We start from the raw sequence: 12,319 nt of genomic DNA on the forward strand, positions 1-12,319 counted from the left end.
TGGTGGCGCCCCACAAAAAATTATGTATTTAGCAGAAGAGTATTTTTGTAATAGCGGTTTGAAAAATAGAAGTAAAGTAATGTTTTATTCTGCGAACGCTAACATATTTCAGGTACCGCGTTATGCTGAAACATTAGAAAAAGTACTAGAAAGAAAGCGAATTATAACGAACTATAATAAAAACTTAGTAGAAATTATCGCTGAAAAGAGAGAAGCAATTTTTGAAGATACGCAAACACTGAAACGAGAAACAGTACCATATAGTATGATACATGTTGTTCCACCAATGGGGCCACTTAATTTTATTAAAGAGAGTGAGATAAGTGATCATCAAGGCTGGGTTAATATAAGTCCTTATACATTGCAGCATGTACAATATAAGAATATTTTTGGACTTGGAGATTGTACCAATTTACCTACATCTAAAACTGGAGCGGCAATTCGAAAACAAATACCTGTTTTAAAACAAAATATTTTGGACGTACTTAATGGAAGAGACTTGCAGGCTAATTATGATGGGTATACATCCTGTCCGATTGTTACAGGATATAAAAGTCTTATACTCGCTGAATTTAACTATGAACATGAGCCTCAAGAAACGTTTCCATTTAATCAAGCGAAAGAACGGTATAGTATGTTTTTACTTAAAAGGTATATGTTGCCCTATATGTATTGGAATTTAATGTTGAAAGGGATTCTATAAGGAAGAGTTGTTGTAACAACCGAGAAGTAATTTGAAATAAGCATTTGGAGGGAATAGCTATGCTTTTAAAATATTTTTATGATGAAAAATTAGCTCATGCTTCCTATTTAGTCGGTTGTCAGAAGGAAGGCGAAGCAATTGTTATTGATCCCAGCCGCTATATAGAACAATATGTAGAATTTGCTAAGAAAGAGGGATTGGAAGTAATTGCTGCGGCTGAGACTCATATTCATGCAGATTTTCTATCTGGGTCTAGAGAACTTTCCCTTCTTTTTAATGCAAATTTATATGTATCAGATGAAGGAGATGGTGATTGGAAATATCAAAATCTTAACGAGGGCCGATACAATTTGGTTAGAGAGGGAACAGAGTTTAAGGTTGGTCATATAAAATTCAATGTCATTCATACCCCAGGGCATACGCCTGAAAGTATTTCCTTTTTAGTAACCGATACAACTCAAAATAATTATACGAATGATAAACCGATAGGAATATTCACAGGTGATTTTATATTTGTAGGAGATATAGGTAGACCTGATTTATTAGAAATTGCTGTTGGTATTAAAGATACCGCAAAAATAGGAGCGAAACAATTATTTGATTCTATACAAAAAATAAAAATACTCCCCGATTATTTGCAAATATGGCCATCACATGGTGCAGGAAGTGCATGTGGAAAAGCATTAGGAGCAATTCCAACTTCCACATTAGGTTATGAAAAGATGTTTAATTGGGCGTTTCAATGTAATGATGAAGATAATTTTATATCGAATTTATTGACGGGACAGCCAGAGCCTCCAAAGTATTTTCCATTAATGAAGCATTTAAATAAGTATGGTCCACCAACTCGTAAGAAGAGAGAGATTACTGCTATTTATATAATAGAAGAACTTCAAGAAGTGATGAGGGATGTTCAGCAAATAGTTGATATAAGGGATGTAGAGTGTTTTGCTGCTGGCCACATCGAGAAGTCAATTAACATACCTTATAACAATTCTTTCACAACTTGGTGTGGGGGGATATTAGATTATAAAAAAGAAACTTTAATAATTTTAGATACGGAAAATGTTAAAGTGGAGGAAGTTATTAGAGACTTTGAGTCCATTGGCTTAGATAATATTATTGCTTTTGCACCTTCAAAGGTAATTCAAAGATTCCATAGTTTAGAGATTTATAAGGAAAAAACATCAAATGAATTATATCCTTTAATAAAAGATGGAAGTGTAAAGGTTATCGATGTGCGTAGTAAAAAAGAGTGGGATGAAGGACATCTTCATGATGCAATACATATCACTTTAGATAATCTACTTGAACGGCTAGATGATGTACCGAAAAATTGTCCAATAGTTTTACAATGTCGAACGGGGTTACGTTCCGCTATAGCAGCTAGCATTTTACAAAAAGTTGATATAAAGAAAGTAGTTAATTTAAAGGGGGGATTTCTTGCGTGGAAAAAAGAAGGGCTCCCCTATACAACATGTAATCAAGAAATTTGAAATATATCAAAAGAGTCAAATGGAAAGAAAATAGAATCATTTGAAATAATCTAAGGGGATAAATAATAAAATTCAATTGCTATCAGTATGGGATATATAAACTAAAAATGATTTATTAAAGCCGCATTAAACGATAAAATTAAGCACAAATATGCTGATGTGTATCTATTCTATCAAAGTACATAAAACTAAAACTAAGATATTCGAACGAACTCAAAAAGCCGAAAACCCTTAAATTAGAAACTTGTACTTGATTACCGTAGTTAAATTGTTGCCCTTTTAAAAGAACTGGTTAGAGAAAAAAGAAAAATCTATTGGTTAGCATTTAACCGAAAGATTTTTCTTTGAATTAGCGTCTTTTATATCATAATTATTGAGGAAGGGAAATTCGACTGAGAAATGCTGTCAAATAAAAGGATAGGCTAATCTAATTTCTAATGGTCCCAGTATCTTTTATTTTGACGTGTGTCTTTACATTTATTTTAGCCTCTGCTAACGCTTGCAACCAATCTCCTTTTACTTTTTTCCACTCTTTATATTGAAAGGCTCTAGCATATAGGGATAATCCGATTGGATCAATTTTATTCTGCTGTATTTGATTTAATATATTTTGTAAATTATTATTAATTTCTTTTTCAATAGCACTTTTTAAATTATTTATATTTTTTTTATTATCATAGTGCCCCTTAACTAAATTCGTATTGGTTTTTTCTATTAAAGCTATATTAGCATGTATATTGAAATTAAATACAAACTTTCCGTTTTGAAAAGTAACATCTACCTTCCTTGTCGCGTTCTGTACGAAGATAGAATTGTTTGTTTTTTTGTTTGCTTTTTTAGGGGGAAGCGCAAGGTGTAGTATCATTCGGCCGTTACTTTTTGGCTTATTTATAAGATTGAAAAATTTAACATCTTTTTTAGGGATATGAGTTAAATATTTCCCTTTTCGATTTAAAAATGCAATTCCTACTGTGTCGATTTCATTCATTTTTTTTTTGATAATTGGAACAGTTTGCGTCATTCCTTCTTCATTTTGTTCTCTCATTAATTGTTGAATTGTAGAAGAGACGGATTGGTTATTTTGAATAGAGGATTCAATTACACCATTTATATAAGATGAAAGTGATGGTTTACTAGGCTTGTGAATTTTAAAGATTTCTTCTGCAGGTCCATCTACAAGTACTACTTTAGCATTAATGGTAGCATAAGGATCACGGTAAGAAGAATCAAGCTCCTGCAACCAATTTGCTTCTTGCGCTAATTTCTTCCCAATTAAAATGATTTCAGCTTTGGAAGCTGTCATAAAGCCAGTTAACTTCGTATCTATCTTACTGAATCCAGTATATACAGTTGATGCTTGTGTCCAATGTTCTATAGTACTTTTTGGCTGTTTATGATGAAAGAGTGGTATACTTGTTCCAACTTTTATGTCTCCATTAGAGCTTCTATCCAGGCCAATTAACAGGATTAATGAAACCTTTTCAAGAGGAATTCTCTGACTACAACCAATTATATATACACAACAAATTACAATCCATATCCATTTTCGAATCAAAGTTGTTTCCTCCTAGTAACCCAAGTGAAAAGAATACTGTAAGCGAAAAATAAGATCGGTAATAGAATAAAGAAAATGACATTTAAGATATCCATAAGAGAATATATAAACAAATATTGATCTACATCGGGATTTAGGAAAATAAATAGTCCAACTATAAATAACATAAAAGCAAGCAGCGCCCAATTGCGGGCGTTTTTTTGAAGTGAAATGGTCACAGATTCAAAACTGAAAAATAAATACGGATATATTGTAGTAGAAAATACAATCAAATAGTAAGCGATATATATAATTTCTAATCGTTCTATGAATGAAAAACGAACCCCTTTTAACAAATGAAATACTGGCCAAATTACGTCTTTTATCCCCTCCGGACTAAAGTATATATAAGAAAGAATTGTCACATATAGATAGAAAAACATGGTTCCAGTATTCGCTATTAGTATTCCTTTTATGGCTTTTTGTTTTTCTTGTAAGAACGGATAAATAAAATATGCAATTTCTAAGCCAGCATAAGGGGTAATTGTTTCTTTTGTTGCCTTTACAATAGGGTATAATCCATCTTTAATAATAGGTAGTAGGTGTAAAGGGTTGTAGTTACTCTTTAGTGAAAAAAGAAGAAATAGTGGCATCCAAGTAGTGAAGAAGAAAACAAGCATAGAATAACTAGTAAGAGCCCTTAACCCACTCAGGGCCAAAATAATAAAAGGTAATAGTAATAATATGGTGATTTGATAAGCAGGAGTGGAAGGGAATATCCATACTTTTACAATATCAGTTGCTTTTAATAAAGTATTAAAGCCAACAAAAAATAGATAAAAGGCATATAAAAGAAAAAGAATTGTCCCTATCCATTTACCAAAGTATGTTTTTAAGATTTGTGAGAAATTTTTATTAGGATTTTTTTGTAACATTAATATAATAAATACGCCGATTATAGAAGTAGTTATCCATCCAAGGATGATAGATATCCAACCATCTGTGCCAGCCGTAGTAGCAAGTGGACTTGGCATAATTAACATACCTGATGCAAGTTGCAGTGAATGGATGAAAACAATAAATTCAAATAAAGTTATGTTTTGAAATTTAAGATTCCCCATGCGAACCACCTTCTTTTTTCTTTTTTTGTTTCGGCTGTCCTGTACTCGAGCGGGTGGTGATCATAGAAATAGGAAATCTTACAAAAGAATCTTTTAACTCTTGAAGCCGAAATGGTGCTATTGGCAATCCGTATGGTGAACCATACGAAGTTAGTGAAACAAAATGAGCAAATAAAAGCATTAATCCACTAACAATACCTACAATTCCATAAAAGTATGCCAATAACATCATTGGAAAACGAATAAGGCGTATAGAACTTGATAAGTCATAATTAGAAACAATAAATGATGCAATGGCGGTAATAGATACGATAATAACCATAACGTTACTCACAAGACCAGCTTGAACAGCCGCCTGCCCAATTACAATCCCTCCAACAATTCCAATTGTTTGTCCAATTGGTTGTGGTAAGCGAATACCAGCTTCACGTAGCATTTCGAGTGTAATTTCCATTATAAAAGCTTCCAATAGGGGAGAGAAAGGGACTTTGACTCTTGACGTTGCAATAGAAGTGTATAAATCTATTGGAATGATTTCAAAGTGAAAAGAGACTATAGCAATATAAAATGCCGGTAAAAAAATGGCTATTATAAATCCTGCAAATCGTAATAAGCGAAAAAATGATGCAATGAGCCAATGTATATTATAGTCATCTGGAGTTTGAAAAAATCCAATTAAATTCATTGGAACAACCATTGCACCGGGGGATCTATCCATTAACACTGCTACTTTCCCATCAAGTATATGATTAGAAATGGCATCTGGGCGTTCGCTTAAATAAGCCTGTGGAAAAGGAGTCCAATTTTGATCTTTTGTATAATTAGATAGTTCTCCAATGCTCAATACCGCATCCGTTTTAATTTTACAGATTCTAGTTTCTATTTCTTGGACTACATCTGCGCTCGCAACATCACCTAAGTAAATTAAATAGACTAATGAAGTTGCTCTTTCTCCAATCGTCAGCTTTTTGATTTTTAACTCTGTAGAAGGAATATATCGACGAATTAAGCCTATATTTTTTGTGGCATTCTCAATAAATCCATCATGTGAGCCTTTAATAGTAACTTCTGAAATTGGTTCTTGAATTGCTCTTTCTGCCCAGCCTTTTGTATTTATTAAAAGTGACCGCTTTTCTCCTTCCATAAATAGAACACATTGACCCTCAAGTAATCCTTCTTTAATTTCATTCCACGTATATACTATTTTGGTATGAGTAGCAATAATATTAGAATTAAATATTTGACTGTCTTCATTCACTTCTTGTAATAATGGTGTAACAACATTTCCTTTTAATGCAACACCATCTGTAAGGCCTTCGAAATAATATAGTAAAATATTCGTGTTTGTTTTTAATTGCAAAGGATGTTCGATTAAATCTGCACTAATATTAAAGATGTTATCTAATGTATTTTTAAGCTCTTTTAAGTTACTTGTTTGGATCTTTTCAATGGTTTTATCTGTCTTTGTTTCTAGGGTCTTTTCATTTAAGGACAAAATTGACACCTCTTTAATATATAACGATTAGTTGTAGTTATTATTTTTATATGTTTGAATTTTATTCACTAATTTAAACGGATTGAGATTAAGAATAACTAAAATTGAAGTACTATATTATAAATTCAATAATTGAGAGTAAAAAAGTAGATGTAATTTGTGTAGAAATCTAAGTATAAAGATAGAAGTGAAATTTGAATGATTATAATAAAAAAGAACCCTTGATAGGTTCTTTTTAATAGTTGGTAAATATGTTGTCAACAATAGATGGCGATAAAGGTAGTAATTTAGATGTCTTTATGTTACTCAGCTGAATTTTGTAGGAAGAATTATTTTTTCATACCTCAATGCTTAATAAAAAAGGACATTTCATTTATTTGGGTGTTTTAGTGTATTTGAATTTTGCACGCTAACAAATTTTGTTTAGGGACAAAATGTGAAGTTTTATTCTGAAATAACAGAAAGTTAATGCTGCAAAATTCCTATTGGTAATTTGGATAGGTATCAAATATTTCTTTGGCCTTATTTTCTTGATATGACCGTACGTTTATATGTTTCTAAGGGAAAGAAATATTTTCATTTTTATTACCATCTATTCTTTGATTAAGATGGTAACACGAAAATGAAACGTTTACAACCAGAAAATAAAGAAAAAACATTAAAATGCGACTTTTTTCGACAATTATTCCTATAAAACGCTTTGTAGGAATTAGAAATAACTAAATTAGTAATAATAGCTTAATATATTAAAGTGAAATTCAATGAATAAGAGTCCAAAGGCATGAATTTAAATGATAAAGTTATAGTTTTCTTTTTTGAACTGTAAGTGTTTTACAAGTATAGTTAAATTTTAATCCAACTAGCATTTCTTCCTTTTGTCACTAGCTTAATATGGCCAAACAATTGCAAGGAATTTAAAGCCTTACTGATTGTACTCTCTGCTATGTCTGGATATGTGTTACGAATACACTCCTTAGTAAAGGGTTGTTTTTGTTTAAGTATAAAATCTTGAATTCTCTCCACTTTAGTATGCTTACATATAGAATCTAGAACTGTATTATGAAGATCTTTGTACGCCTCTAATATAATAGTTAAAAACGTTTTTAACCAAAAGCTACTATTATGTTCCTCGCAGTACCAATTTACCGAAGATTTATAAATCGAATTGTAATATTCAGATTCATTTTTCTTAATGTATTTATCCAGACATACATATTTTACAAATGTATTTCCACTCTTAATTAATAGCAATTGCATTAACATAAGTGCCAATCTGCCGTTACCCTGATTAAAGGGGACTATGCAATAAAAATTAAATATAAAACGAGCTATTAATAAAAGTGAATGATGGCCCTTACTAGAATTTAATGAGTTATATTGATCACATAATTGTTCCATTACTTGTGGAATAAGCTCATGTGGAAGAATGCGGTAACTATTTAAGTGCATTCCGTTTTCAGGAATACCTGGAATAGTAAACGGTTTTTCGCGCCATTTGGCACTGTCAGAGGTAATGTAATGTATTAATTGAAAATGTAATTCCTGTATAGTCTCTGGATTGATTAATAAATCACAGGAATTCTTATGTACAAAAGTAAGTGTTTGATAAAAACAAAAGATAGCATCTTCCGAAATATTTTGAGGTACTATATCATCTAAAATAAGTTCTTTTAATCTTTTATTTGGGACTTTTATATCTTCATAGGTAGTAGTAAAGTTTTTTATGTAATGAAGTGGTATGGTTTTTTCTAAGCTAGTAAATATATCAGGATTTTGTTCCTGATAAGCAGCTAATTTTCCTTTTAATTCACTAATTTCACTGATTATATTTAATAGTCTCCTTTTTAATTCAATATTTTTATACTTGTCATCGAAAAAATTTCTCATTTTTATTCCCCCTGTAACCCCTTAACATGCTGTTACATAAATCTTTCCATTCTAAAGATAGTTTACAACATTATTTTGAAATAACAATATATTTATTTTGATTTTGAACTTATTTTAGAATCAAAATTGTTATTTAAATTTGATTAACGAGTTAGAACTTATGATTAATCATGTTTGAATAAAGAATGAATATACACAGATAGAAAATATAGTTTGACGTAAATTCCTTTTTATGAATTTACGAGATAAAAATATAATTTTAGAATTATTATTAGTGTAGTTTGCTGTATGATTGCTGGGAATTTACTAGAAAGTAACTAATTTTCACAAATAAAATAAAGAAATCTTAAAGAGGAATCAATAGGATCTAATTTGAATAGGCATAATCCTAACATTAAATGTGTAAATGTACAATAATTAAATGAAAAAAATATGAAAATATCGACTTTTTTCGACAAAATAAATTAGATAGAAAAACAATCTAATGTAAGAAAATTGTTGCTTTAGATGGTCTCTGCATTTCATAAATTAATATTGAAGGAATTATCAAATGATTTTTACGAGTAATAAAAGAGTAGATATATAGATTAAATTGTGACAATTATAAAGTTAGTATTCTCCATTTTCATTATTTAATTTAACAAATTTAATAATAGCAAGGTAACTTTTCTATATTTAATATAAGTATTTGATGGGTTATGCTCATAAAAAGTGTCATTTTCTATATATCCATGTAGCATTTAGTACTTGTATTGCGAAATATTTTGACATAAGTTAATTTAAATATTAGGTACAGAAACATTTTAAGGAAAAGAGTCAGTATAAAAGTACCCTGAAAAACGTTTCACCCTAAAAACGTTTTTCCTCAAGAGGTTTTCTCAGGAGCACTAAAGGTTTTTAATTTGTTTCTGTGCCTTATTAGATAAAAATAATATAATAAGTTATTTAGAAAAGGTGAAAAATTCCCCCATTATAAAGAACCTTTCATATCACTTAACGTCCGTATGGTCTAGTTAAAGTAGGAATTTAAAGAAAAGGAAAGGGCTAGATCTAGTTATAATTAGTGCAATAAATAGGGGGCTACTCAAATTTTTTTGTTTGATTTGGTAGGAGTAATATTTACGTTTGTTGGACTAGGTGTATTAAAGTGCATACCTTTTTGATTCAACCGATGAGGCGCTAATCAAGGATTTAATCATCTAGAATTTAGAAAGGTTAAATGTGGAACTGAAGTCTCTACTAAATTAGTAGAGACTAAAACAATCCCCTTAAATTGAACTATTCACTACTTAACGTCCTGTTAGATTGTTTGAAGTGTTAGTAGGAAAATCTAAAAATAAAAAAGGATATTCTACTCTTCTTTTATGTATATAAAACAAAGTGTAAGGTAAGTTCCAGATCCAAAGTGTTTTATTTAATATTCATTCAATTTCATGCGTACTACTTTTATTTTCTTAAGAGCATGTATTTGCGTGGATGCTCTTAAGAGAATAAAATGTCTAAAAAAATAAGTATAAGCATACATTTTAAAAATTGATATATCGTATATTATAAAAAACTCATTGTTCTTCAAATAACAAACAATACAATGTGAATGAAACTCTTAGAAGAATTTATATATAGAATTCACCTTAACTTAAAAACCACATTTTATGCAAAATTATATTTGCTGCTATAGAAGGGTGGGGGTTAACATGACCAAAACTGGGTGTAGGTTCGTATTCCTTGTAAAATAAGTGATTCTTTACTGTTTTCTCTAGTTGTATCTATTAATGATTCATCAGGCTTCCTTCCAGTGGAAGGGACATAAGTTGTTACTATCCTTGGAAATATATTAATAAACACCCATTCAAATTTATCGATATTTCTATTTCCAAATTCTAACGTTTCAATTGGCTTAATTGTATTTTCTCTATCAAAAAATTTTATTATGTAAAACCTTTTTGAGAGGTCACTACTATGTTCAATAGTCCAAATTAAATTTTCCATTTTCTTGATTTGCAACAAGTCCATTTCCAAAAATCCTTTCATACATAAATATAGCGAATGTTCCTATTCTATACTAAATATTTTTAAATTTAAATAGTTATCTTATACGATAGAATAAAAAGAAGTTAATACTCTAAAATTTATCTGAGAAAAGGACACACCTACGCATACATATGCTATAGGTGTGTCCTTTTTTAGTTGTTTATAAGTTTCCTACAGAGTTATTATGAAGTAAAGTTTCAACAGTTTCACCATAGTGAAGTGAGATTTATTTAAACCGTATATTAAGTTAATATGAATCGTATATTGGAATTGTACAATATGTGTGTAAGGCGTTTCTGGAATTATATTATTTTGAAAATATAAACTTCAATATACCAAAAAGTAAGAATATTAAACCGTAATCGATATTTGGATTTTTTGTGAATCTTTATTGGTTTTTTATAAACTCTTTACTACATAATGTTACAAAATAGAATTAATTTGCTTAATTTAGCCCCATATCAGGTTAATAAATAAACTAAATGTGTTTATGTTATTGAACTATTAATATATTAGTAGGTGATTTGTTCGTTTATCCCTATATTGCTATTATATTAGCGTAAACAATATATTGGGGGGACAAGTATGAATTTGAAATTAACATCTAAGTTAGAAAGATTAAGAAAAAGTAAAAAAGGAATTGGTGCTTGTGTTTTAGCTGCAGGAGTGACGGCAATTACAATGATTCCTCAAAGTGCATATGCACATGGGTTTGTTGAAAAGCCGAGTAGTCGTGCTGCTTTATGTAGTCAGAATTATGGAGCATTAAATTTAAATTGTGGAAATGTAATGTACGAACCTCAAAGTCTAGAAGCACCTAAAGGATTCCCAGATGGTGGACCGATTGATGGGAAAATTGCTTCGGCAGGAGGACTGTTTGGAGGGACTCTTGACCAACAAACATCAAATCACTGGTTCAAAAACACAATAAAGGGGGGAGCAAATACATTTACATGGAAATACACAGCGGCACATTCTACAAGTAAATGGCATTATTACATTACAAAAAAGGGATGGGATCCTAATAAACCATTAACACGTGCTGAGTTAGAACCAATTGGAACTGTGAACCATGACGGTTCGGCCGCATCAAATAATTTAACACATACAATTAATGTACCAACTGATCGAAATGGTTATCATGTTATTTTAGCTGTATGGGATGTAGCAGATACGTCAAATGCGTTTTATAACGTAATTGATGTAAATTTAGTAAATAATGAAACTCCCGACACAGTAGCTCCAAGTCAACCAACGGGATTAAATGCGTCTAAAGTATCTGCCAATAGTGTTGAACTAACATGGAAGGCCTCTACTGATAATATAGGCGTAAAAGAATATCAAGTGTTACGTAATGGAGAAGTAATTGGGACGGTACCAGGTACAACTTTTACTGATAAAAAACTAAAAGCAAATACGGAATATACCTATACAATAAAGGCATTAGACGCTGCTGGAAACATATCAAAAGAAAGTGAAAAACTAAAGGCTAAGACAACAAATGAAATTCCAGATAAAGAGGCTCCGACTCAACCAAAAGGATTACATAGTATGAGTACAACAGCGACAACTGTTAATTTGATGTGGAGTCCGTCTGAAGATAATGTAGGTGTTGACCATTATATTGTATATAGAGAAAGCGCTGGGGTTATGAATAAAATTGGGGCAGCTGATAATACATCATTTATGGATAAAGATTTGAAGGCTAATACATCGTATAAGTATGTAGTGACGGCGGTTGATTTAGCTGGAAATGAATCTAGTAGAAGTGATGTTTTGAATGTAACAACAAAGTCAGGGGATTCCACATATGAAAAATGGGATGCAAGAAAGGCATATACTAAAGGTGATAGAGTAGTACATGAGGGAAAAGTGTATGAAGCGGTTCAAGATTATCAAGGGAACGGCGACTCAAATTGGATTTTTGCCCTATCACTTTGGAAGCCAGTTTTGAATAAATGATAAGCTGGAAAAGGTAGTTAACATTTTGGGATTTCTTTTTGAAAATTCAAGGTCGTTCCAAATACAGATTATCTAATGGTTTAAATGATA

General features: G+C 30.8%; 8 protein-coding genes. 3 read left to right on the forward strand and 5 right to left on the reverse strand.

The window, feature by feature from the left end:
- A partial coding sequence (locus ILS93_RS00005) for an NAD(P)/FAD-dependent oxidoreductase (protein ID WP_222659536.1) occupies positions 1 to 703 on the forward strand: 703 nt, incomplete at its 5' end.
- Positions 704 to 762: 59 nt separating this feature from the next.
- Positions 763 to 2,199, forward strand: a complete 1,437-nt coding sequence (locus tag ILS93_RS00010) for an MBL fold metallo-hydrolase (RefSeq protein WP_222659538.1) — start codon at positions 763 to 765, stop codon at positions 2,197 to 2,199.
- 427 nt (positions 2,200 to 2,626) lie between these two features.
- On the opposite strand, the gene ILS93_RS00015 is transcribed toward ILS93_RS00010, so the two are convergent.
- The 5 genes from ILS93_RS00015 to ILS93_RS00035 all read right to left on the reverse strand — a co-directional run bounded on the left by ILS93_RS00015 (position 2,627) and on the right by ILS93_RS00035 (position 10,249).
- The gene (locus ILS93_RS00015; protein WP_098222255.1) at positions 2,627 to 3,754 is read right to left on the reverse strand and encodes a Ger(x)C family spore germination protein; all 1,128 of its coding nucleotides are present in this window, start codon (positions 3,752 to 3,754) and stop codon (positions 2,627 to 2,629) included.
- Positions 3,751 to 4,854, reverse strand: coding sequence for a GerAB/ArcD/ProY family transporter (locus ILS93_RS00020; protein ID WP_222659540.1), 1,104 nt, complete (start codon positions 4,852 to 4,854; stop codon positions 3,751 to 3,753). Before ILS93_RS00020 ends, ILS93_RS00015 begins: the two co-directional genes overlap by 4 nt.
- The gene (locus ILS93_RS00025) at positions 4,841 to 6,349 is read right to left on the reverse strand and encodes a spore germination protein (RefSeq protein WP_098222252.1); all 1,509 of its coding nucleotides are present in this window, start codon (positions 6,347 to 6,349) and stop codon (positions 4,841 to 4,843) included. The genes ILS93_RS00020 and ILS93_RS00025 overlap by 14 nt, the downstream gene beginning before the upstream one ends.
- An 843-nt stretch (positions 6,350 to 7,192) precedes the next feature.
- Positions 7,193 to 8,236: a Fic family protein gene (locus tag ILS93_RS00030; RefSeq protein WP_048546935.1), complete on the reverse strand. Its 1,044-nt coding sequence runs from the start codon at positions 8,234 to 8,236 to the stop codon at positions 7,193 to 7,195.
- A gap of 1,689 nt (positions 8,237 to 9,925) precedes the next feature.
- Positions 9,926 to 10,249, reverse strand: a complete 324-nt coding sequence (locus ILS93_RS00035; protein WP_064475277.1) for a hypothetical protein — start codon at positions 10,247 to 10,249, stop codon at positions 9,926 to 9,928.
- A 603-nt stretch (positions 10,250 to 10,852) separates the two neighbouring features.
- Between ILS93_RS00035 and ILS93_RS00040 the strand changes: the two genes are divergently transcribed.
- Complete coding sequence (locus ILS93_RS00040) at positions 10,853 to 12,229, forward strand: lytic polysaccharide monooxygenase (RefSeq protein ID WP_064475278.1); 1,377 nt, start codon at positions 10,853 to 10,855, stop codon at positions 12,227 to 12,229.
- Positions 12,230 to 12,319: the final 90 nt, after the last annotated feature.

This window comes from Bacillus sp. 16GRE42, assembly GCF_019837435.1.
GTDB classification, from domain to species: domain Bacteria; phylum Bacillota; class Bacilli; order Bacillales; family Bacillaceae_G; genus Bacillus_A; species Bacillus_A wiedmannii.